The following is a 25,556-nucleotide window of genomic DNA, read 5'->3' on the forward strand; positions in this document are numbered from 1 at the left end:
TTGGTTGTCAGTTGTTCGTTGGTTGTTGTTGGTTGTCCGAAAAGGCCGTCATGCCGAGCGCAGCCGAGGCATCTCCACTGCCCTACTAATCCAATCGATTGGTTTACTGCTGCACGCGAGGTGCCTCGGCTGCGCTCGGCATGACGGCCTTTTCGGACAACCGATAACCAATAACTGACAACGAGCAACCAACAACTAACAATTAAACCGGCCCCAAATCCAGCTCCAGGCGGGTGTAGTGCTCCGTGCCGTCGCTGCGTATTTCCAGGGCGTGGCGGCCGGGGTAGAGCAGGGCCAGGCGGCGGCGCAGGTTGGCCAGGCCGATGCCGGTGGTGGCGTCGCGCTGGTGGGGCCCCACGCGGTTGCGCACCTCGAAGCACAGGCGGCCCGGCGCGGGCAGCGCGAGGCAGATGTCCACGGGCTGGTCGGGGCGGTGGAGGACGCCGTGCTTGAGGGCGTTTTCCACGAACGGGACGAGCAGCAGCGCGGCCACCCGCTGCCCGCCCACGGCCGCCGGCTGGTGGAAATTGACGAAAAAATGGTCCTCGAAGCGCAGGCGGTGCAGGGCCAGGTAGTTTTCCAGGTACGCCACTTCCTTGCGCAGCTCCACGCGGCCGTCGGGGCCCTCGTGCAGCATGTAGCGCATGAGGTCGGAGAGGCGCAGCACCGCGCCGGCCAGCGGCTCCGACACGGCGTAGGCCTCGGCGTAGAGGTAGTTGAGGGTGTTGTAGAGGAAGTGCGGGTTGAGTTGGGTTTTAAGGAAGGCCAGCTCGGCCCGGGTTTTTTCCTGCGTCAGGAGCTGGGTGGCCTGGTCTTTTTCGCGCCGGAACACTTCCTCGATTTTCCAGGCTAGGGCCGCCAGTACCACAACGGGCGGGCTCAGGTACACGTCGTCGATGGCGAAGGCACGCCAGGAGCTGCCCGGGTCGTAGTTGCGCAAGCCGAACGCGGCGGGCATCAGCACTTCCTCTACCAAGTAGCGCACGGCGCCGAACACCAGCGGCGTGGCCAGTAGCCCCAGCAGCAGCTGGGGGCCCCGGCCCGGCCGCCAGTAGCGCGGGTACACCAGCGAAAAACAGTAGTAAAACAGCACCATTTGGGTGAGCCACAGCGTGCCGGTGAACACCAGGTATTCGGGCAGGTGGGTTGTGTGGTTGAGCAGGACGCCCACCTCGTCGTGGGCAATCAGCAGGGCCCAGCCCAGGGCGTGGTAGCGGGCAATCCGGCGGCGGTTCATGGCTTAAAAGTAGCCGGCGGGGGCCCCGGGGTGGCTATGGGCTGCCCCAGCGTGAATAAGTGCCGGTAGGTGAGGGCCAGCACTGCGCCCACGGCCGCCGTCCAGCACGTAATCAGCAGGGGCGAGCCCAGGATGCCGTAGGTGGCCAGAAAGCCGCTGGCCAGCAGCGAATTGAGGGCCCCTAGCAGCACCGCCGCGGCGAAGGGAAAGGGCAGCAGGAAGAACGCGAGGAAGACCCACGGCCGCCCCTTGCCGCGCAACGCCGCCCAGGCGCGCACCAGCGGCGGCACCGTGGCCAGCACCACCAGCGCGCCCCCCAGGGCCCAGGCCGCGGGGTGGGCCATAAACTTGCTCAGGGCGTACACCTCGTCGTTGCCACCCAGGAAAACGGCGCCCAAAATGCGGGCAAACGGCACGCTGGCCAGCACCAGCGCGAAGCCCAGCGACTGCCGCGCCGCGGGCTGGCGGGGCCCGAGCAGCCCGTAACCCACCCAGCCCACCGCAAACGTGAACGCCGGGCCGGCCAGCGTGGCCGCCAGGTTGGTGTAGGGGCGGCCGGTGGCGCAGGTGCTGCACAGGCTCCACACGTTGAAGTCGCGGGGGCCCCAGCAGCCGCACAGCAGCCGGCCCAGGCCGGTGTGCACCAGCTCGTGGGCCTCGGCCAGCACAAACAGCAGGGCCGCAAACGCCAGCAGCGGGCGCCAGGTGAGAACAATTTTCATGGGGGAAGGGGATGGGTAACCGGATGGGAAAAGGCCCTTGGGGCCCCGGTGCACAAAGCTGCCGACGGGCCGGCCCAGCGAAAAAAATATTATCCCAACCCCGCCAAACGGCGGACGACCCAGCCCCCAGGGCGCCCAGCGGCATTGGCGGCCATTTTTCGGGGGTTGGGATAATAAAATTTTGGGCCGCCGGGGGCCCCGGCACCTTTGTCCCATCGTCCTCCGCAACCCGCTTTCACCCCGCCGCCATGATTGCTTTCCGCTCCGCCGCCCGCCTCCTGTTGTCGCTCGCCCTGCTGGGGCCCGCCGCCGTGGCTTCGGCCCAAACCAAGCCCGCGGCGCCCGCCAAAATCAAGGTGTACCTGGTGGGCACGTTCCACTTTGATTCTTCGCCGACCGACGTCAACCACGGTGTTCCGATTGACATGAGCACGCCCGAAAAGCAGCGCGAGCTGGACGAGCTGGTGGGCAAGCTCCAGAAAACCCAGGCCGATAAAGTGTTTGTGGAAGTGCGCATGGACCAGCAAAATGCCATCGACAGTACCTATACCCTGTACCGTAAAAATCAGCTTAAACCCCGTAATGGCGAAGTGTTTCAATTGGGTTATCGCTTGGCCGACAAGCTAAACCGGCCCCGTGTGTACTGCGCCGATTCGTTTGTCAACATGGACTTCGAGGCCGCCCAGGCCTACGCTAAGCTGCACGGCCAGGAGCCCATCATCGCTGGCGCGATGGCCGCCGAGCCCAAGGACAGCATTGGTCGGCTCATCGCGGCCCGCACCGGGAGCCGGCCCAACGTGAATGCACTGCTGGGCCCCGGGGGCACGCTGCTCCAGCGCTTCATTCGCATGAACACCGAGGCCACCGAACGCGCCCAGATGGACACGTACCTGCTCGATTTGGCCCGCATAGGCGGGGGGGACAATTATTCAGGCGCTGACATGGGAGGTGATTTTTTCAAGCGCAACGTGCGCATCTACACCAACTTATTGCGGCAGGTGGACGTGCAGCACGACCGGGCCATTGTGCTCGTCATCGGGCAGGGGCACGTGGCGTTTCTGAAGGCCATTCTCAAGTACAACTCCCTGTTTGAGGTGGCGGACGTGGTGCCGCTGCTCACGGCCAAGTAGGGGCCCCGCCCGGCCCGGCGGGTAGTAGCTTGCGGGCCCGTTCATCAATCCATTCTCCCCTATGGCCGCCGATACCACCAACGTCCTCGCCCTCGAACACGAAATACTGCCCGCCCTGGCCCAGCGCCGCAGCCCCCGCGCCTACGCCGACCAGCCCGTGCCGGCCGACGCGCTGCACCAGGTGTTCGCCGCCGCTTCGGCGGCCTCGTCGTGCTTTGGCGAGCAGCCCTGGCGCTTTTTGGTGGGTACCCGCGCCGAGTCGGCCGAGGCCTACGATAAAATCCTGGCCAGCCTGGCCGAGTTCAACCAGGGCTGGGCCAAAGCCGCGCCCGTGCTGGTCGTGAGCCTCGCCAAAACGCACTTCTCGCACGACAGCAACCCCAACGCCTGGGCCACGCACGACGTGGGCCAGGCCGTGGCCTCGCTGGCCATCCAGGGGGCGGCCCTGGGCCTGCAAATCCACCAGATGGCCGGTTTTTCGGCCGACAAGGTGCGCACTTCGTTCGGGGTGCCGGCCGGCTACGACCCGGTGGCCGTGTTCACCCTCGGCTACCCCGGCGACCCGGCCGGCCTGCCCGACGGCCTGCGCGAGCGGGAAATGGCCCCCCGCGTGCGCAAGCCGCTCGCCGAGTTCGTGTTTGAAGGCGGCTGGCCCCAGCCCGAAGGCGAGCGCTACGACCAGGCCCCGGTGTAGCCATTTAACAGGTATCAATTAACCTTTAACAGCCGTTTCAGTGGTGTCTATTGGCCCGCCGGAACGGCTGTTAAAGGTTAATTGATACCTGTTAAATGACCTAATGCAATGCCCGTTGCTTGATGATGCCGCCCTGGGCGTCGTCTACCCGGTACTGCACGACGAAGGCCTGCGGGTCGATGGCCTGCACCTGGGCGCGCAGGCCGGGTAGTTCGAGGCGGGTGACGACGGTGAACACGATGTCGCGCTCGTGGCCTTGCTCGCCGCGCTTGCCGTAGCCGGCCTTGCCCTGGTACATGGTCACGCCGCGGCCCAGGTTTTCGGTGATGGCCTTGCGGATGGCGTCGCTGTGCTCCGAGACGATGGTGACGCCCGTGTACTGCTCGATGCCGTTGAGCACGAATTCCAGCACGCGCGCCGCCGCGAAATAGGTGAGCATGGAGTACAGGGCCGCCTCGGTGCCGAGCACGGCCACCGCCGCCCCGAAAATGACGAGGTTGAGCAGCAAAATCAAGTCGCTGACTTTGAGTAGGGTGAGGTGGCGGCTCACGAGTAGGGCCGCGATTTCGGTGCCGTCGAGCACGGCCCCGCCGCGCATGGCCAGCCCGATGCCCGCCCCGATGAACACGCCCCCGAACACGGCCGTGAGCAGCAGGTCGTGCGTCACGTCGGGAAACGGCACCGTGGCCAGCACCAGCGCCAGGCCCCCGATGCCAACAGCGCTGCGCAAAGCAAATTTCCGGCCCAGCTGCCGCAGCCCCAGGCCAATAAAGGGCAGGTTGAACACCAAAATCAGGGCCGCCAGGGGCAGGTGCGTAACGGCGGCCAGCAGCATGGAAACGCCCGTCACGCCGCCGTCGATGAAGTGACTCGACAGCAGGAATCCCTTCAACCCAAACGCCGCCGAAAATACCCCGGCCGCAATGAAGCCGGCATTGCGCAGTTCCGAGTTGGGCGCGTTGAGCGCCGCGCCGGGGCCGGCCGAAGAAGTAGGCGGGGAAGTGTCCATGGCGGCAAGGAGCGCACAAAATGATTAATGAATCATTTCGCTAGAAATCATTTCGCTAGAAAAGAACGTCATGCTGAGCTTGCCGAAGCGTCTCTCCCGCTGAGTAACTAATTACTGCTGCGGGAGAGACGCTTCGGCAAGCTCAGCATGACGTTCAAAAAGGAGCATCCTGCCCTGAACTGGATTAAGCCAGCCGCTTACTGGGCCATAATCACCACGCCGTAGGGGGACAGGGCCACGCTGCCGTGCCAGCCCAGGCCGTCGTATTCGCCGGCCTCGGCGGTGGCCCCCAGGCAGCCGAAGTCGCCGAACGAGCCGTCGTAGCCCTGCCAATCCGAATTGAAGCGGCAGGGCCAGTCGCCGCCGGCGGGCAGGCCGATGGTGTAGGCGTCGTGCGTTTTATCGCCGAAGTTGGCCACCACGATGGTCGTGTCGCCGGGGCCCCCGTCGCCGTCGGCCCAGCGGGCAAAGGCAATGACCTTTTCGTCGTTGTTGACGTGGAACACGTGCGTGTGCTGGCCGCCCAGGCCCCGGGTGCGGCCGTCGAGGTTGCGGCGCAGCCGAATCAGGTCGCGGTAGAGCTGCACGAGGCCCTTGAACTCCTCCTCCCGGCCCCATTGCAGGGGCTGGTCGTCGTTGAACGCTCCGTCGGCCAGGAACTCCTGGCCCTGGAACAGCATGGGCAGGCCCGGGGCCGTGAGCACGATGGCCGCCCCCAGCACGGCACGTTTCTTCGGGAACCACGAATCGGCGGCCCCGGGCATGATTTCTTCCGGGATGCGGCTCTTGCCGTTGGCCACTTCGTCGTGGCTTTCGGTGTAAATCACGCGGTGGAAGGCGTCGCCGTTGTAGGTCTGGGTGAGGGCCCCGGCCACGGCGTGCATGTCGCGGTCGGCGTCGTTGGGTGCCACGATGGCCTCGTGCACGGGGTACACGAAGGCCGAGTCCCACTGCGAGTCGAAGCCCTGGCCGCCCGCGGCCACGGGGGCCGTGATGCCGTCGTTGCCGCGCATGTCCTCGGCGATGGTGATTTTCCAGGGCATGGTCTGGTCGATTTCCTCGTTGATCCAGCTCATCAGGCTCCAGCCCTCGGGCAGGTCGGCCCCGGGGTTTTCTTCGCCCTCCACGTTGCGGACGAAGGCGATGGCGTCGGCCCGCAGGCCGTCCACGCGGTAGTCCTCCAGCCACATCAGGGCGTTGTCGCGGATGTACTGGCGCACCTCGGGGCGGCCGTAGTCGGGGCGGTTCTCGCCCCAGGGCGTTTTGGCCCGCCAGTCGTTGTAGAAGTAGATGCCGCCGCCGCCGTTCTCGCTCCAGCCGTCGAACTGCCACAGGTCGAGGTCGCCGGGCCCGAAGTGGTTGTACACCACGTCGAGCACCACGGCGATGCCGTGCTGGTGGGCCGCCTTCACCATTTCCTTAAAGGCCAGGGGCCCGCCGTAGTCGCTTTCGAGGGCAAACGGATTGGCGGGGTTGTAGCCCCACGAGCGCGAGCCCGGAAACTCGGTGGCCGGCAGCAGCTCGATGCAGTTGATGCCCAAATCGCGCAGGTAGGGCAGCTTCTCCACCACGCTCATGAAGGTGCCCACCTGGTCGGCATCGGGGGCGTGGAAGGTGCCCACGTGCAGCTCGTAAATCACGAGGTCATTCCAGGCGGGCATCTGGAAGTGGTCGTCGCCCCAGTCGAAGGCCGGGTCGAACACCACCGAGTTGCCGGCCGAGCTGGTGACCTGGCGGGCGTAGGGGTCGTTGCGGCCAAAGGTTTTGTCGCCGTTGGTCAGCTCAAACTTGTACTCGTCGCCGGCCTTGGCCGCGGGCACGTCGAGGGCCCAGTAGCCGTCGTTTTCGGATTGCAGCCGGTCGGCCCGCGCGTCCCAGCCGTTGAAAGTGCCAATCACGGCCACGGCGTCGGCGTGGGGGGCCCACACGCGGAAGGTGGTGCCGCCGGCGTGCGGCACGGCCCCCATGCCGGGCTGCGGGGCCGGGCGGGGCGGAGAAGGGGCAGCGGGGGGGGGCGTGGCCTGGGGCTTGGTGGTAGCGGAAGCAGCAGTGGCGGTGGGTTTGGCGGGGGGCGACGAGGTGGCCATTCGTTGAGCAAGCGTGAAGCGCCACGGGCGCGGCTGAAGATGCAGCCGGTGGCAGGCGGGGCGGTAGCTGAGCAATACGCAAGCGTAATATTTTTAGTTTTGCTAAGTCTTTTGCCTTAGCAGCGGGTTCGCTCGCACCTTTGCGCCGACCAATTGTTAACCTTCCCGGTTAACTGCTCACGGAAAGAAACGAATGCCCCGCCCCAAACCCCTCGTCCACGGCCTCTACGGCTGGACGCCCGCCTACGGCTACCGCTACGTGCACCCCGCCAACCGCCGCTCGTTCGAGCTGCTGGAGCCGGTGGGCAAGCTGTTCGAGCAGGTCAGCGAAGACGAAGAAAACGACTGGCTGACGCTGCGCTACGACGAGCAGCAGTTCCTGGTGCGGCCGGAACTGTTCCAAATAATTTCCCGCAAGCCCCCGTTCAGCTTCGGCGACGAAGTGGAGGAAATCACCCCCCAGCCCGGCCAGTACCGCCGCTTCGGCCTGGTGTCCGACGTGTTCTGGGACGAGGCCACCGACACGGCCACCTTCCAGATTGTGGAGCGCAAGCGCAAACTGCCCCAGGTTTTCCGCGCCGAAGAATTAAGGTTTGGGTAGAAAGCCGCGAACGGAAAGCCAGTTGGTTGCCGGGTCGTCATGCTCACCGCGCATTGTCAACCGGCCTGCCGTTCACTAATTCCTACTCCACCAGCACGCCGATGTAGTAGTTGAGCGTATCCACCTCCACGTTTTCTTTCGTGGCCCCGGGTAGCGGCAGGGGGCCCCACTTGGTGGTGGGGGCCACGAAGCGGTACTCGCCGCCGCGCAGCCGCACGCGCACCGGCAGGTCGAAGCCCGGCGCGCTGGCCTGCCAGCGGCCCAGCGGCTGGCCTTTGTCGAAGCGGATTTCCAGGATGGGCAAGGTGCTGAAGCGCAGGTACTGGGCAAAAATCTTCGACAAGTCGCGGCCCGATTCTTTGCTGAGGTAGTCGATGATTTGGGCCCCGGTCACGGTTTGGTGGTAGAACGTTTTGCTGAGGCCGCGCAGCATTTGGCGCCATTTCTCGTCGTCGTTCACCACGGTGCGCACCATGTTCAGCAGGTTGCTGCCCTTGTCGTACATGTCGCCGGAGCCTTCTTTGTTCACGCCGTAGGGCCCCACGATGGGCGCGTCGTTCTGGATGTTGCGGCGCTGGCCGTGGATGTATTCCTGGCCGGCTTGCTTGCCGTACTGGCTTTCCACGAACAGGGCCTCGGAATAGGTGGTGAAGCCCTCGTGCACCCACATGTCGGCAATGTCCTGGCTGGTGATGCTGTTGCCGAACCATTCGTGGCCGCTCTCGTGCACGACGATGAAGTCCCACTTCAGGCCCCAGCCCGTGCCCGAGCGGTCCTGGCCCAGGTAGCCGTTCTGGTAGTGGTTGCCGTAGGCCACGGCGCTCTGGTGCTCCATGCCCAGGTGGGGCGCGTCCACCAGCTTGTAGCCGTCGGCGTAGAACGGGTAGGGCCCGAACCAGTGCTCCATGCTCTTGAGCATGGGCGGCACGTTGGCCGCGAACTGCGCCTTGGCCTTGGCCAGGTTGTCGGGCAGCACCCAGTAGTCGAGCGTCAGGGGCCCCTGCTCGCCGGCGTACACGCCGCCGAAATGCACGTAGTGGCCCACGTTCAGGGCCACGTCGTAGTTGTTGATGGGGTTGCGCACGGCCCAGTCGAAGCGCGTGTAGCCGTCCTTCAGGTCCGTGACGCGGCGCAGGCGGCCGTTCGATACGTCCTGCAAGCCCGTGGGCACGCTGATGCTGATAAGCATCGAGTCCACCTCGTCGGCCTGCTGGTCCTTGCAGGGCCACCAGATACTCGCGCCCACGCCCTGGCAGGCGCTGGCTACCCAGGGCTGGCCCTGCGCGTCTTTGCTGAACACCAGGCCGCCGTCCCAGGGCGCTCTTTTGGCCACCGTGGGCTGGCCGCTGTACTGCACCGTGAACTCGTCCTGGCTGCCCTTCCTGACCACCTGCGGGAAGGTGACGAACACCGCATTCGCCTCGCGCACGAACGGCACCGGCTGGCCGTGGTACAGCACCTTTTCCACCGCCAGGTTGGCAAACAGGTCGAATTGCAAGCGGCTGAAATCCTGCGTCGCTGCGAAGCGAAACAGATTGCTGCCGCTCACCGATTGCTTGGCCGGGTCGAGCCGCACGTCGAGGTGGTAGTAGCGGATGTCGTAGCAAGTGCGGGCCACCGGCTGGCCCCCGCGCAGCGTATCGGCCCGCGTGAAGGCGGCTTTGGGCTGCACGAGTTGGGCCGTGGCGAGCTGCGCCGCGGCGAGCAGTGGGAGGAGAAGGAGCAGGGTTTTGGGCAGGGGCATTAGAAGTAACAGGGACGGTGCTTTTATACTTCAAAGAACGTCATGCTTCGGCTTCGCTCAGCATGACGTTCAGTGGTCATTCTGTATTCCCGATTTCCTCCCTCACACCCCCAAATAAATCCCCGCCACCACGCCCGCTGCGCCCAGCGCCAGCAGGGCCAGGTAGCGGGGCCCCGCGAAGCGCAGCCACTCGTCAAACGGCACGCCGCAGGCCGCCAGCATGGCCATCAGGGCCCCGTTGGTGGGCGTAATGAGTTCGCAGAGGCCGGCCGCGTACTGAAACGCCAGCACCGTGACCTGCCGCGAGAGGCCGATTAAATCCGACAAGGGCACCAGCAGGGGCATGGTGAGGGTGGCCTGGCCGCTCACGCTGGGCACGGGCAGGTGCAGGGCGGTTTGCACGCCCATCATGCCCAGGGCGGCGGCGGCCACCGGCAGGTGGGCCAGCGGCGCGGCCAGGCCCTGCACGATGGTGTCCACGACGTGGCCCTGGGCCAGCACCACGAAAATGGCCCGCGCAAACCCCACCAGGACGGCCGAAAACGCCATGTCGCGGAAGCCCGCCACGAAGCCGTCGGCCGTGCCGCTCAGGCCCAGCCCGCCCAGTAGCCCCGCCCCGATGCCCAGCGCCAGGAACAGCGCCGACATTTGGTCGAAGTCCCAATCCAGCCGCACCACGCCGTAGGTGAACAGCGCGAACACCCCGAACAGGAGCAGCAGCACCAGCCCGTGGCGGCCGGCCCCGGTGGCAGCGGCGGCCGCGTCGGCGGCCGCGGGGTCGGGCAGCTGGCGGTGGCGGGCGGCGTGGCGCATGGTGGCCAAGATCCAGAGGGCCAGGGCCGGGGCCAGCAGCGCCAGCCGGTAGGCCCCGCCCGAGAGCAGGGGCAGCTGCGCCAGCTTCTGGGCGATGCCTACCTGGAAGGGGTTGATGGGGCTGAAGGCGGCCCCCACCGCGGCCGCCCCCAGGCTGGCCGCTACCGCCGTGAGGGCCGGGTAGCCCAGCCGCCGCATCAGCACGAGCAGCACCGGCACGAGGGCGATAATCTCCTCGCCCATGTTTTCCAGGGCCCCCATCGTGGCAAAGAGCAGGCCCAGCAGCGGAATCACCAGCGCCTCGCGGCCCCGGGCCCGGGCCAGCAGCCAGTCCACGCCGTGGCGCAGGGCCCCCGTGCGGTCCACCACCGTGAAGGCCCCGCCCGAAAGGAAAATCAGGAACACCACGGCCCCGGCGTCGAGCAGGCCCCGGGGCACGTCCACCAGCATTTGCAGGGGCCCCACGGGCGTGGCCGGCACCCGGTGGTAGCTGCCCGGCACCACCACCTGGCGCTGGGTAGCGGCGTCGAGGCGGCGCACAAACTCGCCGGCGGGCAGCACGTAGCTCAGCAGCGCGGCCAGCACGATGAAGGCCATGAGCAGCACAAGCGGGTGGGGAAAGCGGAAGCGGGGCGGCGTCATGGCCGCAAAGGTGGGGCCCCGGCGGCCCCTTTCGGGCCCCAGACCGAACCTTTCGGCCCCGCCGGGCCCCGCGCCGCCCCTACGCCGGGCGGCGCGGGGCCCGGCTGGCCCGGGGTGCGGCGGCGGGCAGCAGCGGCGCTTGCAGCTGCCGGTACGCCTGAAACAGGAACTCCAGCCGGCTCAGCTCGGTGGGGAAGGGGGCCGGGCGGTAGCAGGCGTCCACGGCGCGGTCGAGGGCGGCGTGGGCGCGCACCAGCGCCGGCGGCATCGTGAGCGGGTCGTAGAGGGTAGCCAGGCTCTCGGCCGGGAACGCGGCCCGGGCCGTCAGCACCTGCGCGGCGGCGGCTTCCACGGCGGCGGTTTGCTTGGGCGTGGGGGAAGGAGGGAAGGGGAAGTTGTTGTAGACTAAATCTTTGGAATAACGGTAGTCGCTTTTCAAGCGTCCGCATATCTGCCTCATCCAACCCATGTGCATCGCCGAAGTCAATACGCCAAATAGGTAAGGAGTAGCGTTGGGAATAGTAAATACCAGGTTACTAGGTACTACTGCATCGGTTAGAAAACCAATTGGAATATAACGGCGCGCTTCCGACGAGACGCTGGGCACGATGAGGTAGGCGGCAGGTAATTTTCGGTCACGAAATAGCGTGGGAGTCGCAGCGAATTTTTGAGTTGAAGGCGCTACGCTAGCTTCCCGGAATTGCTTTACTGCTTCTACTCGCTTCATCACTTCGGGCAGCTTCTTAAGCTCCGAAGGTGCCGCGTCTACCAGCCATAAGCACCAGCGTTTTTCATTTCGAATAAACTCTTGCGCACCCATAAACTGCTTGATGAACGGCAGCGCACCGGGCTCTTTTGCTACAAGCTCTTCTCTCTGCTCATCTGAGAGTAAAAGATTGCCGCCATCAAGCGGCATGTTTCCGAAATTGATGCCAGGCACCGGACTAATGGGCGTTTGGCGGCTACCGACCAGCACATTCTCTGCATCAACCAAATACGGGTTAATGTTTTTCACCTTCAACTCTTGCGGTTCGCTACGGGGAGTGGCATAATCAAACAGGCGGCGTACTGGCAATTCTTCCCGTCCAAACCCGACGATAATGCAGAACACTTGCGCGTTGCCGCGTGCCTCATTGCTCCATTTGAACGTGCGGTGCGCAAATTGAATCTTGGCCCCCAGCCGCAGCATTTCGCCCCACAAAATACTGACCTGCTCGCCCTGCGTGACGCTGTTAGTACTGACGAACGCTACCCGAATGGGCAATTGCCCGGCAAGTTGGGCCCCCTTTAAATACCACGCGGCCACGTAATCAAGCACCCCCGCGCCTTGCAAACTGCCGGCAATTGCCAGCAGCTCCCGCCGCTGCTGTTCGCTCATCAGCTTCGATCCAATGAACGGCGGGTTGCCCAAAATATAGATTTCTCCCGCGTTCACGCTTTCGCTGGAGCTGCCGAGCTGCCGAGCTGCCGAGCTGCCGAGCTGCCGACGTATTCTAAACCGTGCAAGTTCAGCACAGATTTCCAATCGGTGGTGAGGGCGTTGCCGTGGACGATTTTGGCGGTGCGGGTGAGGGGCAGGCGCAGGTAGAGGTTGCCGAAGGCTTCGGAGAGGCGCAGGTTGAGCTGGTGGTCCATGAGCCACATGGCCACTTCGGCAATGCGGGCCGGGAATTCTTCGACCTCGATGCCGTAGGCCTGGTCCACCTGCACGCGGGCGTAGAGGGCCAGGTCCACGGTTTGGCCGGTGGCCACCTGGGCCGCAAACTGGCGCTCCAGAATCTCCTGCTCCAGCAGGCGCAGCTCGCGGTAGGTCACCACCAGGAAGTTGCCGCAGCCGCAGCTCGGGTCCAGGAAGCGCAGGCGCTCCAGGCGGCGGTGCAGCGCGTCGAGGCGGGGGCGGCTCTGGCCGGCGGCGGCCAGCTCCTGGCGCAGCTCGTCGAGAAACAGGCCCTGGATGACCTTGAGGATGTTGGCCTCCGAGGTGTAGTGGGCCCCCAGGTTACGGCGTTTCACGGGGTCCGTCACGCTCTGAAACAGCGAGCCGAAAATGGCTGGCGAAATGCGCGACCAGTCGAAGTACGTGCACAAAATGAGCTGCTGGCGCAGGGCCCCGTCAAAGGCCGGGAACGGGAAAAACTCCGTGAACAGGCTGCCGTTCACGTAGGGTAGCTGGGCGAGGTAGGCGGGCAGGTGGCGCTGGCGGGTGGCGGGGGCTTGGTCGAGCACCGAGAACCACTCGGCCAGCCGCGTGCCCACGTCGGCGCCGTCGGGGCGGGTCTGGGTTTCGAGGAATTCCTGGAAGGCGTTTTTCTCGAAGATGGCCGTGTCTTCGGCAAACAGGCAGAAGAGGATGCGCACGAGCAGCACCTCCAGCTGGTGGCCCTGGTAGCCGCCGGCCAGCAGGGCGTCGTGCAGGGCCCCCATCAGCTCGGCCGCCTTGATGTTGGCGGGGTCCTCGGGGCGGTACTCCCGCTTCTGGTACCCGGTGAGGAAGGCGAACAAGTGCAGGTGCTCGTGCAGCTGCGCGAGCCCGAATTCGTGCGCCGTGCCCTCGTCGAGGTCGTAGAGGCGGAAGCGGGCGAAGTCGCTGACGAGGATGTACTTGGGCAGCTCGTGGTCCTGCAGGCCGGGGAAGTAGTCGCGGGCCTGTTGGCCGGCGCGGTCCAGGTCGCGGCCGCGGCTTTTGTGCTCTACCAGCAGCGTGCCCTTCCAGAGCAGGTCGATGAAGCCCTGCTTGCCGTCGGCCTTCTTGATGGGCACCTCAAACGAGGCCACCCGCCGCCGCTTCACGTCGAACACCTGGAAAAAGTCGATCCAGAACGCCTGGGCGTCGGCGCGCTCGTCGCGCGAGTCCTGCCATTCTTGGGCGAAGCGAATGGCGCGGTCTTTTAATTCGGCGAGGGAAAGGGGCATGGGGGCAGGTGGAGGAGCGGAAAGGGCGCGGAAGATAGGGCCCCGGGGCCCCGGGGGCCGTTACTTCGCGCCATGCCCGTACCCATCACCTTTCTGCGCGACGTGCCGGGGGCCCTCGCGGCCTTCTCGGCGATGGTCACGCCGGCCATTCTGGTCTCGGCTTGCGGGGCCCTGGTGCTCACCACCTCGCAGCGCCTGAGCCGCAGCCTGGAGCGGGTGCGGGCCGTGGCCGCCGCCCTGCGGAGCCTGCGCGACGCCGCCGCCCCCGCGGCCGACGAGCACGGCTACCTCACCCAGCAGCTGTTGTTCGCGGCGCGGCGGGCCAAGCTCCTGCAAAAGGCCATGACCGTTCTGTACCTGGCCCTGGGTACCTTTGTGGGCACCATCGTCGTCATCGGGGCCATTGAAGCGCTGGCCCTCACAGCGGCCTGGCTGCTCACGGGGCTGGCCCTGGCCGGCAGTGGAATGTTCTTCTACGCCAGCGTGTTACTGATTCAGGAATCGCGGGTGGCGCTGCGCGACGTGGGCTCGGAAACCGACTACCTGGTGCAGCACAACCCGCTGGCCTAATACTTGCCCGGCCCCGGTAAGTCCGGCTTTTTCAGTAACTTGAGGAAGTTGCCCGCCGCACCGGCCAACCGGGCCGGCGGCCGTGCGCCGCCCACCGCGGCCGCGGCAACCCCAGCCCCAGACCAGCTTACACGAAAAGCTTGGTTCTGACTATCAATGAATTAATTAATGAACATTATGAAAATTGTTCCTTCGAACCAAGTGCTGGTGTCCGTGCCAGACAATTGCCAGCTCCACGAGCTGGAAATATGGTCTTCTTGTTTTGACGCGGTGGAGGCGGGAGCCAAGCCGTTCGACGTGCGCGAAAACGACCGCCACTTCCAGGTCGGCGACGCGCTGCTGCTGCGCGAGTTCGACCCCGAAACCGCCGCTTTCAGCGGGCGCATTGCCCTGCGCTGGGCCAGCTACGTGCTCGAGGGCGGGGCCTTCGGCATCCGCGACGGCTGGTGCGTGCTGGGCCTGGCCGAGCACCCGCCGCTGCCCGCCGGCATCAGCGACACGCGCCTGTGGTAGGCTGAGATGAGCCGCCGCCCGCGCGGCCCGTTTGCAACGGGGCCCCGCCGCTCGCAATCGTTTGACGATGGCGGGCGGCGGGGCTTTTGTTTTGGGCAAAAAAGGCCGGCGGCGCTTTTAGCCAGGCGTGTGCCGCGCGGTTTTTACACGTAATTGTGGCGTCATTACTTGTATTATCCCTTATTTGATGAAACAGTTATACTTTTTTGGCTTTTGGGCCGCTGCCGGGCTCCTGGCCCCGGTGGGCCCCGCCCTTGCCCAGCTCACCATTACGGCCGTCTCGCCGGCGGCCAACGCCCGCGCCGCCCGCCCCGGCCCCGTCGTGGCCACGTTCAGCGAGCCGCTGACGGCCGCCTCCGCCGGAGCCCTGAAAGTGTATTCGGCCCAACGGGGCGGGCTGCGCACGCGCGGCGCCACGCCGGCCGAAGTCAGCGGCAACACGCTCAGCTTCGCGCCCCGCGCCTACCCGTTCATGCCGGGCGAAACCGTGTTCAGCACCGTGACCGCGGCCGCGGCCGGCAACAGCGGCCACTTGGCCCACGCGCGGGTAGCCCAGTTCACGGCGGCGGTGGGGGGCACGGGGCGTGGCACGTTTCCGCCCGGCCCCGACGTGGCTACGGGCAGCTACCCCAGGGCCCTGGCGCTGGGCGACGTAGACGGCGACGGGGACCTGGACTTGCTCATCGCCAATGGGTTTGGTGCCAGCGGAACGGTGAGCGAGCTGCTGAACGGCGGCGACGCCACCGGCTCCAACACCGGCGTGTTCGTCCTGAACGACGCCCTAACCATTGGGCCAGGTGCCCACGGGGTAGCACTGGGCGACGTGGACGGCGACGGCGACCTGGACCTGGTGTCGTCCAATACCGGCAACCAGTTGGTGGTGCTGCTAAATGGCGGCGACGCCACGGGCTCCAACACCGGCCAGTTCATCAACGGCAGCACCGCAACCGTGGAATACCCCGGGGCCCCGGTGTTGGGCGACGTGGACGGCGACGGCGACCTGGACCTGGTGGCGACCAGCGGTAGCCCGGCGTCGGTGCGGGTGCGCCTGAACGGCGGCGACGCCACCGGCTCCAATACCGGCCGGTTCAGCAATGGCACCGCCCTGGCCGCGTACACCCAACTCGCGGGGCTGGCGGTGGGCGACGTGGACGGCGACGGGGCCCTGGACGTGGTGACGGCCAACGGCACCGACAACACGGCCAGCGTGTACCTCAACGACGGCGGCGGCTTCAGCAGCGCCAGCCGCCAGGCCGTGGCCGTGGGCAGCAACCCCACCGCGGTGCTGCTGGGCGACGTGGACGGCGACGGCGACCTGGATTTGCTCACCGTCAACTACGGCAGCACCGCCACCCCGGCCAGCGGCACGGCCAGCGTGCGCCTGAACGGCGGCGACGCCACGGGCTCGAACACGGGCGTCTTCGGCAACGGCCCCGACCTGGGCTTGGGCGTCAGCCCCGCGGCCGCGGCGCTGGGCGACGTGGACGGCGACGGCGACCTGGACCTGGTGGCAACCAACTACCAGGACAACACCGTGAGCGTGCGCCTGAACGGGGGCGACGCCACGGGTTCCAACACCGGGGTGTTTGGCGGCGGCTCCGTCGTGGCCGTGGGCAGCCACCCCGGCGGGGTAGCACTGGGCGACGTGGACGGCGACGGCGACCTGGACCTGGTGGCAACTAACTTCCTGGGCAACACCGTGAGCGTGCGCCTGAACCAGCCCGCGCAAGCCTTGGCGGCGGGTTTAAAAGCACCAAAGACCGGTTTCACGGTGGCCCCCACGGTGGCCGCCGAGGGCGCGCCGCGCTACGCTTACACCGGGCCAGGACTGGAGGCCGGCACCGAGCTGGCCATTTATTCCGTCACGGGGCAGTGCGTGCAGCAGCTGCGGGACGTAGCCGCGGCCGGGACCCTGCCCACCGCCGGGCTGGCCAGCGGCTGGTACGTGGCCCGCTTGCGCACGAGCGGTGGCAGCTACGTGGCCCGCTTTTACCGGCCCTAGCCCACCCATGGGCTCGGGCGGGGCCCGGACCTACGCGGGCTGGTCCAGCAGCCAGCCCACGGCCGCGCCTTCGTCGGCGAACACGCGGGCCTGGTAGGGGCGCTCGGGGGCCAGGGCGCGGGCCACGGGCGAAACCACGGCGTCGTCGGTGCGCATCTGCTCGATGCGGGCCGGCGAGCTGAACACGGCCAGCCGCAGCGGGTACGGGGCCAGCCGGGCCGCGGCCTCGGGAAAAAACTCGTCGGCGAGCCAGTTGGTTTCCACCACGTCGATGGGGCCGCCGCGGCGGGCATCGAGCAGCCAGTGGGCGCAGCCGTGCTGCTGGGCCTGGGCCAGGAGCTCCAGGTAAGAGGCCTGGGTTTCGGCAAGGGTGGTTTCGCGCAGCCAGCGCAGGAATAAAATGCGGAGGTCGGGCCGGTGGAGGATGGTGTAAGGAGCCAAAGCGACGGACGCTGAAATGCAACAAAAAGTGGGCAGAAACCTGGTAACAAGGGCCAAACCGCCAGGGTTTTGCGCGGCCGGGCCCGGCAAGCAAAAGGGGCCCCGGCGCGGCAATGGGCAGCCTGGTCCGCCCCGGCCACGGGCCCGCAAGGTAGCAACCCGCGCCGCCGCCCGAACTTTACCCCGCCGGTTTCACCTTTCTGTCCCGATGACCCTCGCCGATTTCAAAGCCCTGCACCAGCGCCGCCAGACCGAGTACCTGGCCCACCACGGCCACCGCCTGGCCGAGCGCCAGGAGGACAGCTTCGACCTGACCCTGTTCGCCGTGGCCGACTTCTACGCCGAAACCTGGCGCAGCCGCGGCGAGGAAGCCGTGCTCTTTATTCACGTGTTCCAGAAGCCCGCCGGCCTGGGCGACTACCTCAAGCTGGTGCGCCTGCCGCACGGGCTGTAGCGCGGAATGGGGGCCGGGCCACTTATTTGCCGGTTCGGCTGCGCCCGAAAGCCCGTCGGCTGCTGCGGCTCCTGCACAAGTACCTGTACTCGTCCAGGGCTGTTCCCTATCCCATGCGTACTCGGAGGGACCGCCGCGGCCAGCCGCCCAGAAACGGCTGGCCAAGCTGAGCTTCTAAAATCATAAGTAGCTGCTAGGTAGTAGGTACTGTTATTTGGCCCATCGAAAAGTATCAAGTAATCAATAAGCTAATATATTTACCTAAGCCAACTTACGGCCGCCCGGTACGCCCCTGCGCCAACTGATTCACGTCAGCACTGCCACCCAGGACTTCGGCGACGACGCCCTGCGGGCCCTGTTGGCGCAGGCGCGGCCCCGCAACCGGGCCACCGGCGTAACGGGCCTGCTGCTGCACAGCGAGGGCTTGTTTCCGCAACTGCTGGAAGGCGCGCGGGCCGCCGTGCACGAGCTGTGCCACGGCCGCATTGCCCACGACCCGCGCCACCACCGCCTGCACCTGCTGGCCGCCGGCCCGCTGCTCGTGGGCCGCACGTTTCCCGGCTGGCACACGGCCTTCCTGCGCGCCACGCCGGCCAGCGCGGCGGCCCTTGGCGGCCACCTCGGCCCCGCCGCCGCCGCCGATTTTTTGGCCGCCCGCGCCCCGCGCATGTCCCCGGTGCTGCTGCGCCTGCTGCACCAGTTTGTGGGGCGGTGGGCGCAGGGAGCGGCCCGCCGCTGGCGCTAAACCCCGCCCGCGAAGGGCAGCCGGGCCCGGGGCTCCCAAGGGCCCCCGCGGTAGGCCCACAGCGCCAGGCCCGTGCCGGTGGCGGTGAAGGACTGAAAATCAGCTTGTAAATTGGTCAGCAGCTGGCGGGCTACGGCGGGCTCCACCTTGTTTTGCACCGTGACGTGGGGCTGGAGTTGCTGTTGGTCCTGGGGCGTGAGGCGGGCGGCCCAGGCCGTTTGCAGGCGGCGGTGCAGGGCCCGCAGCTCGGCGTTTTCCAGCACGATGGCCACACCCCGGCCCAATGAGCGCAGGCCCGTGGCCTGCACCGCTAAGGGCGCCTGGGCCCGGCAAACTTCCGCCAGCCGGGCGGTTATCGGTGCCTCGTCGGCCCCCGGCAGGTGGTGAAACAGGGTGACGTGGGCGGCCAAGTGATTGATTTTGGGCGGGAAATGCCGGCGGCGCAGCCCGTTGAAGTACGCCTGCGACTCGGCGTCGAGCGTCAGGGTGAGAATGAGGGGAGCCGGGTCGGGGAGGGGCATGGGGAGGAAACAAGTGGTGGAAAATAATTTGTAATCAGCTGGTTTACAAAGGGAATAATTTACCCGTGGCGGGCCCTGGAATGACCCATTGTACGGGCTGCGGTGTTTAATAAGCCAATGCAGACCGACCTCTTTTTACCCGTCCTCAACGCCCCGGTGCCCGCTATTGCGCCGGAGCCCGACCCTGCCGCCGCCCCTCGTACGCACGGCGCCAAGCTGTGGCTGCCCAAGCGCGTGCTCTTCACCCCCGACGCCTTGCAGGAGGAATACGGCCAGCAAATCCTGGCCCGCGCCACGGCCCTGAACCTGGACGTGGAGCTGCTGAAAAGCAACCGCCTCACCGGCCTGCGCGGCGACGACGAGCGGGCCACCTACCGCACCGCCAAAACCACGCTGGCCGTGGTGAACGCCCCCGCCGGGGCCCTGCGCCTCCAGCCCACCCCGCCCTCGGCCGACTACCAGCTCAACCTCGCCGAGGGCTGCCCCGCCCACTGCCAGTACTGCTACCTGGCCGGCAGCCTCAGCGGCCCGCCCGTGGTGCGCGCCTTCGCCAACCTGCCCAAGCTGCTGGCCAACACCCAGGTGTACGAGCGCGCCGACCGGCCCGTGAGCTTCGAGGCCAGCTGCTACACCGACGTGCTGGGCATCGAGCACCTCACCGGGGCCCTGGCCGAAGCCGTGCGCTACTTCGCCGGCCGCGAGGGGGGCCGCCTGCGCTTCGTGAGCAAGTACGACCACGTGGACAGCCTGCTGGGCCTGCCCCACCGCGGGCACACCCGCGCCCGCGCCTCGCTCAACGCCGAGCCCCTGGCCCGGCAGCTGGAGGGCGGCACGGCCAGCATCGAGGCCCGCCTCCAGGCCCTGCGGCGGCTGGCGTTGCCGGTGGCGCAGGGCGGCGGGGGCTACCCGGTGGGCGTGCTGCTGGCCCCCATCATGCCCCTGCCCGACTGGCGGCGGCACTACGGCGAGCTGCTCGACCGCGTGCGGGCGGCCTTCGATTTCGACTGCGACCTCACCGTGGAGTTCGTCACGCACCGCTTCACGCCCGGCTCCAAGCAGGTACTGCTCGGCTGGTACCCCGGCACCACCCTCGACCTGAGCGAAACCGGCCGCGCCGTGAAGCGCAACAAGTTCGGGGGCGTCAAGTACGTGTACGACATGCCCACCATGAAGGAGCTAAAAGCCTGGTTTTACGCCGAGTGGCAGCGCCGCTTCCCCCACGCGCCCATCCAGTACTGGACGTAGGGGCCCCGCGCCGCCCTCAGCAGCCGCAGCGGTAATCGGGGTACTCCGCAAACCCCGGCGCGGGCGTATCGTCGAGGCGGATGATGCGGTCGAGGCGCACTTCTTCGCCCGAAGCCAGCAGGGCGTACTCGGCGTGGTCGCGGGTGACGAACGTGCGGAGGGCCACGGATTCCTGGCACAGCTGCCGCAAGTCGTTGAAGTATTGCAGGTAAACCGGCTGCTGGCGGGTGGCGGCGGCCTCCAGCACGTCGTAAAAGCCGCAGGCGATGGGGTGGTAGTCGGTGGGCACGGCGGGTAGGGGTTGGGGGTGGAGTGCGTAGTTTACGCTCACAACCCGTACCGCGTTAACCGCCGCGCCGCATGACCACCGCCGAATTCTGGAACCAGCAGCAGTTTAGCTACCTCGTAACGCACTCCTTCAACCGGGGGCCCAAGCTGGCCGCGTTGCACGAAGCGGCCGCCGCAATCGAGCAAGCCAAGCAGGAATTGCAACAGGCCCGGTTTATGCAGCGGGCTAGTTTATTGCAGAAACTGCGCAGCTTGGAAGAAGAGTTTAGCGGCAATGTTCCTCTAAAAACATTGTCGGATGAAAAGTCAGTAATTGGTGATGCTGCCGAGAAAATAGCGGTAATTGAGCGGGAATCGGCAGTGGCCCAGCAACTCAGTGAGGCCCTGCAAACCCCAAACAGCGAAGAATTTGCTTCTGGGTGCGTCCCCATTTACCGCGATGCGCTGGCTTTTTATGATGACCACGATAAGCTCTTACGTGTACTTAACATCTGTTTCCAATGCTTATTCATGCAGACAGATGACGGGGTAATGGTTGAGGCGAGTGTAGAAACTTATTACAAGCTGCGCGAACTGCTTTTGCAGCTCGGCCACCCGATTGAAACGGCCGGCGAGCAGGAATAAATCGTGCTGATTCAGGCACTGCATTCGCCGCCGCAGCTATTCCGCTGGTATCTTAGGGCAACAAAAATCGTTGTACCCATGGCCCCCATCCTTATTGAACCTCTGAGCGAGCAAGCCTACGAGTTGCTGCGGCAACTGGAAGCGCTGCACATCCTGCGGGTGGTGCCTGCGGCCGAAGCGCCCGCGCCGGCCAAGCGCCAGTGGGCTGGCAGCCTGTCCTCCGCTTCGGCCGAGGCCTGGGACAAGCACTTACTGGAAATCCGGGGCGAATGGGAGCGGAATATTTAGCCGATAGCAACGCTGTTATCGACTTGGTGCTGGGCCGCCTGCCGCTGGTAAGCGCCGGTTGGTTAGACCAACGGCTGAACCAGCAGCTGGTAGCGGTATTTGTAATCACGCGCATCGAGCTGCTGACGAAGACCGAGCCCGCATCTGAGTACGCCTTCATGCAGTCCTTCGTGCAGAGCGTGGAAGTGCTACCCTTCGATGAGCCCGTGGTGCAGCAAACCATCCGGCTGCGCCAGCAGCACCGCATCAAGCTGCCCGACGCCATCATTGCCGCCACGGCCTTGGTGCACGGGCTGGCCCTGCTCACCCGGAATACGGCGGATTTTCAACGGGTCGCCGGCTTGGTTGTGGTCGACCCGCACGCCCCGGCCCAGCTGCCAGCACGCTAGCTGCCGTGGCCGTGAAACCCTTACGCGCGCTGGGCCTGGCCCTGCTCCTGGCCAGCTGCCAGCAGGGCCGGCCGCCGGCCGTTCGGCCCCGTGCCGCGCACCAGGCGGCTGGCAGCCCAGCCACCGTTCGCCTCGACAGCCTGGCGCTGTTCGACAGCGCCCGCCAGCGGGCCGTGCCGGTGGCGCTGTACTTTCCCGGCGGCGGGGGCCCCAACGCGCGGCTGAAGGCCGCCCTCCTCAGCCACGGCTACGGCGGCCACTGCACAGACTATTCCTTCATTGCCCGCAACCTGGTGGCGCACGGCTACTTCGTGGCCAGCGTGCAGCACGAGTTGCCTACCGACGCGCCCCTGCCCACCGTGGGGGCCCCGCAGGTGGTGCGCCGCCCCAACTGGGAGCGCGGCGTGCAAAACCTGCTGTTCGTGCGGCGGGCGCTGCAAAGGCGCTACCCCCGCGTTGATTTCGACGCGCTGCTGCTGGTGGGCCACTCCAACGGCGGCGACACGGCCCTGCTCTTCGCCCAGGAGCACCCCGCCCTGGTGCGGCGCGTCATCTCGCTCGACAACCGCCGCATGCCGTGGCCCCGGGCCCGCCGGCCCCAAATCCTGTCGCTGCGCTCGAGCGACCAGGTGGCCGACAGCGGCGTGGTGCACACGCCGGCCGAGCAGCGCCGCTACGGCAGCACCGTGGTTCGGCTGCCGCACACCTTGCACGACGACATGTGGGACGGGGCCACGGATGGCCAAAAACAAGAAATAAATGCGTTGATTGCCGAGTTTCTGACGCGCTAGCCGGGGCCCCCGCGGGTTGCCCAGAGCCCCGCGAATTGGTTTTGTTGGCTAAACCCCTGGGGCCAGTCCTGCGTTTCCGGCTTCTACCCAAACGCTCCTTTAGTTTGATGAAATTCTTCGCTTCCCTGGTGTTTTCCGGCGGCTGGCTGCTGGCCGGGGCCCCGGCGGCCGTGGCCCAGCAGGCGCCGTCGCCCTACCATACCCGGTTCGCCGTCGACGCACCCGTTGCGCTGGGCCTGGGGGCCGTCAGCGGCTTCGGCCTCTACCGGGTGCAGCAAAAGCACGGCCTGAGCGCGGCCGGGCTGGCGGCGCTTAGCAAGGACGACGTGCCCCGCATCGACCGGTTTTCGGCCGGCTACTACAGCGCGCGGGCCCAGACCACCAGCGACTACCTCTGCTACGGCTCGCTGTTGGTGGCCCCGGGCCTGCTGGCGCTGAACCCCGCCGCCCGCGGCCGCTGCGGGCAAGTGGCGGCGCTGTACGTGGAAACGTTGCTCGCCACCGACGCCATCTTCACGACTTCCGTGGGCAACGTGGCGCGCTACCGGCCCTACCTCTACGGCCCCGAGGGCGGCGATGACCGCACGGGCAAAATCGCCACCAACTCGTTTTTTTCCGGCCACACGGCCCACACGGCCACGGCCACCTTCTTCGCCGCCAAGGTGTTCCACGACTTCAACCCCGGCTCGCGCGCCCAGCCCTACGTGTGGGGCGCGGCGGCGGCGGTGCCGGTGGTCGTGGCGTATTTTCGCATCGAGGCGGGCAAGCACTTCCTGACCGACAACCTGCTGGGCTACGCCGTGGGGGCCACCACGGGCGTGGTGGTGCCGCAGCTGCACAAAAAAGCCGGGGCCGCGGGCGTGTCGCTGGCCCCCATCCAGGGCCTGAACGCGAACGGCTACGCCTACTCGGGCCTGCTGCTGCGCAAACAGCTGTAGGGCCCCAGGACCGGGTTGGGGCCCCGGTAGCTCGCGGCGGGGGCGCATCTTTGCGCGTCTTTTTTGTGCGCCGCCAAGCCTTTTTCCCGCCATGCCCGTCCCCATCTACCAAATCGATGCCTTTGCCCGGCACGCTTTTGCCGGCAACCCCGCCGCCGTGTGCCCGCTCGAAGCCTGGCTGCCGGCCGAAACCATGCAGCAGGTTGCGGCCGAAAACAACCTGGCCGAAACCGCCTTCTTCGTCCCGCTGGCCGGGGAGGAGGCCGATTTTCACCTGCGCTGGTTCACGCCCACGTTCGAGATTGACTTGTGCGGCCACGCCACGCTGGCCACGGCCCACGTGCTGTGGAACGAGTTGGGCTTTGCCAAGCCCGAAATTGTGTTTCAGAGCCAAAGCGGCCCTTTGCGCGTGCGCCGCGAGGCCGACGGCCGGCTGGTGCTCGACTTCCCCAGCCGCCCGCCCCGGCCGCTGGCCCCCCCCGAGTACCCCAGCGTGCTGATGCAGGCGCTGGGCCCCGGCGCGGCCGCGCCCCTGGCCGTGCTGGCCGCCCGCGACTTGGTGGTCGAATTCGCTTCGGCCGCGGAAGTGCTGGCCCTGACGCCCGACTTCGCCGCCCTCGCCGGCCTGGGCTACATCGGGCTGATTGCCACCGCGCCCGGCCCCGAAGGCGTTGATTTCGTGTCGCGCTTTTTCGCGCCCGAAGTGGGCGTGCCCGAGGACCCCGTGACCGGCTCGGCGCACAGCACGCTCATCCCGTTCTGGGCCGCGAAGCTGGGCAAAACCGAGCTGTTTGCCCGGCAGGAATCGGCGCGGGGCGGCGAGCTGTGGTGCCGCCTGCGCGGCGACCGGGTGGACATCGGCGGGTACGCGGTGACGTATTTGGTGGGGGCCCTGCCTAACTTACCGGAGGCCTGACCGTTTACTGACCGGCCAGCGCACACCTAACGGGCCCCCGGCATGAAGAAAGCAAGGATTTTGTGGCTACTGGGCGGCTGGGCGGGCGGCGTGGCGGGCAGCGCCCCGGCCTGGGCCCAGGCCGGGCCGGCCCGCGAGCTGGTGCGCGAGGGCGTGGCCCTGTACGACACCGGCCAGTACAACCAGGCCGCCAACAAGTACCAGCAGGCCCTGGCCGCCACCCCCGGCGACGCCCAGGCCCAGGCCGAGCTGGCCATGACCTACGCGGCCCTGAACCGCCACGACGAGGCCGTGGCCCTGTGCCAGCAGCTGCTGGCCGCCCACCCCGAAGCCGACCCGCTGGTGTACGCCACCTACGGCAACAGCCTCGACGCCGGCCAGCGGCCCGCCGAGGCCCTCGCCGTGTACCGCCAGGCCCTGCTGCGCTACCCCGATTCGTACATCCTCTACTTCAACCAGGGCGTGACGCTGGCCGGGCAGGAGCGGGAAGCCGAAGCCGTGGCCAGCTTCCAGCACGCGCTGGCCCTGAACCCCGCCCACGCCAGCTCGCACATGGTGCTGGGCGGCGTGCAGCTGGGCGCCGGCACGCGGGTGCCGGCCATTCTGGCGCTGGCGCGGTTCCTGGTGCTGGAGCCGGGCAGCGGCCGCTCGGCCCAGCGCCGGGCCCTGCTCGACCAGGCCCTGCTGCAAGGCGTGAGCCGGGCCGACGGCCGCCCCGTCAACATCGCCCTCAGCCGGCCGGCCGCGGGCCCGAAAAAGGGCAAGGGCCGGAAGGCCCGCCCCGACGATTTCGGGCCGGAAGAAATGTTCCTCTCGCTGGCGGGGGCCCTGGCCCTGGACGAGAAAAACCAGGACAAAACGAAGACCGAGCGGTTCATCGACCAGTTCGGGGCCCTGTGCCGGGTGCTGGGCGAGCGGGCCCCCGCGGCGGGCGGCGGCTTCACCCGCACGTACTACGCGCCGTACTTCGTCGAGCTGGAAAAAAAAGGCTACGTGCCGGCCTTCGCCTACCTCACCCACAGCTCCGAGACCGACGCCCCCGAGGTGCAGCAGTGGCTGGCCGCGCACCCCACCGAGGTGGAGGTGTTCCGCGAATGGTCAAAAAACTACGACTGGCCGAAGCCGGCGTTTTAAGTACTGAGCCGTTAAGTAGTCACGCAAAAGTAACCGTATAATTTTTTCCGATTCGGATTAGGACGTGTTCGATGCGTTGAAGCAAGGTGTGGTCGGATTGGTAGT

The 25,556-nt window shown here is 66.9% G+C and carries 27 protein-coding genes; 16 read left to right on the plus strand and 11 right to left on the minus strand.

The window, feature by feature from the left end; all coding sequences use genetic code 11:
- Nucleotides 1-202: 202 nt before the first annotated feature.
- Both HNP98_RS20130 and HNP98_RS20135 read right to left on the minus strand, forming a co-directional pair.
- Entirely contained in the window at nt 203-1,237 is a 1,035-nt protein-coding gene (locus HNP98_RS20130) for a sensor histidine kinase (protein ID WP_173811982.1), read from the minus strand.
- A complete protein-coding gene (locus HNP98_RS20135; RefSeq protein WP_173811983.1) occupies nt 1,234-1,959 on the minus strand; it encodes a hypothetical protein in 726 nt (241 codons plus the stop codon). The genes HNP98_RS20130 and HNP98_RS20135 overlap by 4 nt, the downstream gene beginning before the upstream one ends.
- Nucleotides 1,960-2,207: 248 nt before the next feature.
- Here HNP98_RS20135 and HNP98_RS20140 point away from each other — a divergent pair, with 248 nt between their 5' ends.
- Together HNP98_RS20140 and HNP98_RS20145 are read left to right on the plus strand one after the other, a co-directional pair.
- On the plus strand, nt 2,208-3,089 hold the full coding sequence (locus tag HNP98_RS20140; protein WP_173811984.1) for a DUF5694 domain-containing protein: 882 nt from the start codon (nt 2,208-2,210) through the stop codon (nt 3,087-3,089).
- 61 nt (nt 3,090-3,150) lie between these two features.
- The gene (locus HNP98_RS20145) at nt 3,151-3,783 is read left to right on the plus strand and encodes a nitroreductase family protein (protein ID WP_173811985.1); all 633 of its coding nucleotides are present in this window, start codon (nt 3,151-3,153) and stop codon (nt 3,781-3,783) included.
- Between the two features lie 100 nt (nt 3,784-3,883).
- On the opposite strand, the gene HNP98_RS20150 is transcribed toward HNP98_RS20145, so the two are convergent.
- Together HNP98_RS20150 and HNP98_RS20155 are read right to left on the minus strand one after the other, a co-directional pair.
- Complete coding sequence (locus HNP98_RS20150) at nt 3,884-4,792, minus strand: YitT family protein (RefSeq protein ID WP_173811986.1); 909 nt, start codon at nt 4,790-4,792, stop codon at nt 3,884-3,886.
- A gap of 197 nt (nt 4,793-4,989) precedes the next feature.
- Entirely contained in the window at nt 4,990-6,879 is a 1,890-nt protein-coding gene (locus HNP98_RS20155) for an alpha-amylase family glycosyl hydrolase (RefSeq protein ID WP_262889146.1), read from the minus strand.
- A 193-nt stretch (nt 6,880-7,072) separates the two neighbouring features.
- Between HNP98_RS20155 and HNP98_RS20160 the strand changes: the two genes are divergently transcribed.
- Entirely contained in the window at nt 7,073-7,480 is a 408-nt protein-coding gene (locus HNP98_RS20160) for a DUF6960 family protein (protein ID WP_173811987.1), read from the plus strand.
- A gap of 82 nt (nt 7,481-7,562) precedes the next feature.
- On the opposite strand, the gene HNP98_RS20165 is transcribed toward HNP98_RS20160, so the two are convergent.
- The 4 genes from HNP98_RS20165 to HNP98_RS21630 all read right to left on the minus strand — a co-directional run bounded on the left by HNP98_RS20165 (nt 7,563) and on the right by HNP98_RS21630 (nt 13,592).
- Complete coding sequence (locus tag HNP98_RS20165; protein ID WP_173811988.1) at nt 7,563-9,224, minus strand: M1 family metallopeptidase; 1,662 nt, start codon at nt 9,222-9,224, stop codon at nt 7,563-7,565.
- A 102-nt stretch (nt 9,225-9,326) separates the two neighbouring features.
- Nucleotides 9,327-10,679, minus strand: coding sequence for a YfcC family protein (locus HNP98_RS20170; RefSeq protein ID WP_173811989.1), 1,353 nt, complete (start codon nt 10,677-10,679; stop codon nt 9,327-9,329).
- A gap of 79 nt (nt 10,680-10,758) precedes the next feature.
- On the minus strand, nt 10,759-12,114 hold the full coding sequence (locus tag HNP98_RS21625; protein WP_317171162.1) for a type IIL restriction-modification enzyme MmeI: 1,356 nt from the start codon (nt 12,112-12,114) through the stop codon (nt 10,759-10,761).
- On the minus strand, nt 12,111-13,592 hold the full coding sequence (locus HNP98_RS21630; protein WP_217425851.1) for a type IIL restriction-modification enzyme MmeI: 1,482 nt from the start codon (nt 13,590-13,592) through the stop codon (nt 12,111-12,113). The genes HNP98_RS21625 and HNP98_RS21630 overlap by 4 nt, the downstream gene beginning before the upstream one ends.
- 72 nt (nt 13,593-13,664) lie before the next feature.
- Here HNP98_RS21630 and HNP98_RS20180 point away from each other — a divergent pair, with 72 nt between their 5' ends.
- The 3 genes from HNP98_RS20180 to HNP98_RS20190 all read left to right on the plus strand — a co-directional run bounded on the left by HNP98_RS20180 (nt 13,665) and on the right by HNP98_RS20190 (nt 16,677).
- Nucleotides 13,665-14,162: a DUF2721 domain-containing protein gene (locus tag HNP98_RS20180; protein ID WP_173811990.1), complete on the plus strand. Its 498-nt coding sequence runs from the start codon at nt 13,665-13,667 to the stop codon at nt 14,160-14,162.
- 177 nt (nt 14,163-14,339) lie between these two features.
- On the plus strand, nt 14,340-14,675 hold the full coding sequence (locus tag HNP98_RS20185; RefSeq protein WP_173811991.1) for an ASCH/PUA domain-containing protein: 336 nt from the start codon (nt 14,340-14,342) through the stop codon (nt 14,673-14,675).
- A 187-nt stretch (nt 14,676-14,862) separates the two neighbouring features.
- Nucleotides 14,863-16,677 (plus strand): T9SS type A sorting domain-containing protein, encoded by a 1,815-nt coding sequence (locus tag HNP98_RS20190; RefSeq protein ID WP_173811992.1) that lies wholly within the window; start codon nt 14,863-14,865, stop codon nt 16,675-16,677.
- 30 nt (nt 16,678-16,707) lie between these two features.
- On the opposite strand, the gene HNP98_RS20195 is transcribed toward HNP98_RS20190, so the two are convergent.
- Nucleotides 16,708-17,118 (minus strand): hypothetical protein, encoded by a 411-nt coding sequence (locus tag HNP98_RS20195; protein ID WP_173811993.1) that lies wholly within the window; start codon nt 17,116-17,118, stop codon nt 16,708-16,710.
- 208 nt (nt 17,119-17,326) lie between these two features.
- On the opposite strand from HNP98_RS20195, the gene HNP98_RS20200 reads away from it, so the two are divergent.
- Nucleotides 17,327-17,572, plus strand: a complete 246-nt coding sequence (locus HNP98_RS20200; protein WP_173811994.1) for a hypothetical protein — start codon at nt 17,327-17,329, stop codon at nt 17,570-17,572.
- A 304-nt stretch (nt 17,573-17,876) separates the two neighbouring features.
- Nucleotides 17,877-18,317, plus strand: coding sequence for a BLUF domain-containing protein (locus tag HNP98_RS20205; protein ID WP_317171164.1), 441 nt, complete (start codon nt 17,877-17,879; stop codon nt 18,315-18,317).
- Here HNP98_RS20205 and HNP98_RS20210 read toward each other — a convergent pair.
- Entirely contained in the window at nt 18,314-18,838 is a 525-nt protein-coding gene (locus HNP98_RS20210; RefSeq protein ID WP_173811995.1) for a 2'-5' RNA ligase family protein, read from the minus strand. The two genes, HNP98_RS20205 and HNP98_RS20210, sit on opposite strands and share 4 nt — an antisense overlap.
- A 117-nt stretch (nt 18,839-18,955) precedes the next feature.
- On the opposite strand from HNP98_RS20210, the gene HNP98_RS20215 reads away from it, so the two are divergent.
- Entirely contained in the window at nt 18,956-20,083 is a 1,128-nt protein-coding gene (locus tag HNP98_RS20215) for a spore photoproduct lyase family protein (protein ID WP_246275249.1), read from the plus strand.
- A 16-nt stretch (nt 20,084-20,099) separates the two neighbouring features.
- Here the strand turns inward: HNP98_RS20215 and HNP98_RS20220 are convergent, their stop codons facing one another.
- On the minus strand, nt 20,100-20,372 hold the full coding sequence (locus tag HNP98_RS20220) for a modulator protein (RefSeq protein ID WP_173811996.1): 273 nt from the start codon (nt 20,370-20,372) through the stop codon (nt 20,100-20,102).
- Between the two features lie 71 nt (nt 20,373-20,443).
- Between HNP98_RS20220 and HNP98_RS20225 the strand changes: the two genes are divergently transcribed.
- From HNP98_RS20225 to HNP98_RS20255, 7 genes are all read left to right on the plus strand, one after another.
- Nucleotides 20,444-20,995, plus strand: a complete 552-nt coding sequence (locus tag HNP98_RS20225) for a hypothetical protein (RefSeq protein ID WP_173811997.1) — start codon at nt 20,444-20,446, stop codon at nt 20,993-20,995.
- A 78-nt stretch (nt 20,996-21,073) separates the two neighbouring features.
- Nucleotides 21,074-21,283, plus strand: coding sequence for a hypothetical protein (locus HNP98_RS20230; RefSeq protein WP_173811998.1), 210 nt, complete (start codon nt 21,074-21,076; stop codon nt 21,281-21,283).
- Nucleotides 21,265-21,672, plus strand: coding sequence for a type II toxin-antitoxin system VapC family toxin (locus HNP98_RS20235; protein ID WP_173811999.1), 408 nt, complete (start codon nt 21,265-21,267; stop codon nt 21,670-21,672). Before HNP98_RS20230 ends, HNP98_RS20235 begins: the two co-directional genes overlap by 19 nt.
- An 11-nt stretch (nt 21,673-21,683) precedes the next feature.
- A complete protein-coding gene (locus HNP98_RS20240; protein ID WP_317171163.1) occupies nt 21,684-22,463 on the plus strand; it encodes a serine aminopeptidase domain-containing protein in 780 nt (259 codons plus the stop codon).
- A gap of 107 nt (nt 22,464-22,570) precedes the next feature.
- Complete coding sequence (locus tag HNP98_RS20245) at nt 22,571-23,401, plus strand: phosphatase PAP2 family protein (RefSeq protein WP_173812000.1); 831 nt, start codon at nt 22,571-22,573, stop codon at nt 23,399-23,401.
- Between the two features lie 91 nt (nt 23,402-23,492).
- Nucleotides 23,493-24,317, plus strand: coding sequence for a PhzF family phenazine biosynthesis protein (locus tag HNP98_RS20250; protein ID WP_173812001.1), 825 nt, complete (start codon nt 23,493-23,495; stop codon nt 24,315-24,317).
- 42 nt (nt 24,318-24,359) lie between these two features.
- Nucleotides 24,360-25,451, plus strand: coding sequence for a tetratricopeptide repeat protein (locus HNP98_RS20255; RefSeq protein WP_173812002.1), 1,092 nt, complete (start codon nt 24,360-24,362; stop codon nt 25,449-25,451).
- Nucleotides 25,452-25,556 lie beyond the last annotated feature (105 nt).

The sequence above is a fragment of the Hymenobacter caeli genome, from assembly GCF_013294115.1.
GTDB lineage: Bacteria > Bacteroidota > Bacteroidia > Cytophagales > Hymenobacteraceae > Hymenobacter > Hymenobacter caeli.